The following is a 434-nucleotide window of genomic DNA, read 5'->3' as shown; positions in this document are numbered from 1 at the left end:
ACCCGTGCCTGCGGCGAACGTGCCGCTGTAGCTGGTATCGCCCAGCCCGGCGAGGGTGAGCGTGTGGCTGCCCAGGTTGACCGAACCGCCGAGGCCCGCCAGCGAACCGATGGTCTGGTTGGCGGCCGCCGACAGGTCCAGGGTGGTACCGACGCCGACCGTGATCGCACCGGTGGGTGACAGGCTGCCGCCCGCGCCCAGCGCCAACGCGCCTCCGGCCAGGTTGAAACTGCCGGTCAGCGCATTGGCGCCGTTCAAGGTGAGGGTGCCGGCGCCGCTCTTGGTCAGGTTGCCGGCACCGGAGATCGAACCGTTCAATGACAACGCATTGCTGCCGAGCAGGTTCAGCGAGCCCCCGCCATTGATCACCAGATTGTTGCCCAGGGTGAAGCCCGCCGTCGTATCCAGTGAAGCGCTGCCACCCACGGTCAGGT

Annotated in this window: 1 protein-coding gene; it reads right to left on the bottom strand. The window is 68.2% G+C overall.

Translation table 11 applies throughout. The features are described 5' to 3' along the window. Window positions 1–434, bottom strand: a 434-nt coding sequence (locus NQ018_RS11330; RefSeq protein WP_257061030.1) for an autotransporter-associated beta strand repeat-containing protein, incomplete at both ends; no start/stop codon positions are given.

This window comes from Corynebacterium kozikiae (assembly GCF_024580965.1).
GTDB classification, from domain to species: Bacteria; Actinomycetota; Actinomycetes; order Mycobacteriales; family Mycobacteriaceae; genus Corynebacterium; species Corynebacterium kozikiae.
Note: the sequence above shows the minus strand (reverse complement) of the source record. Positions and strands in the feature narration are given on the sequence as shown.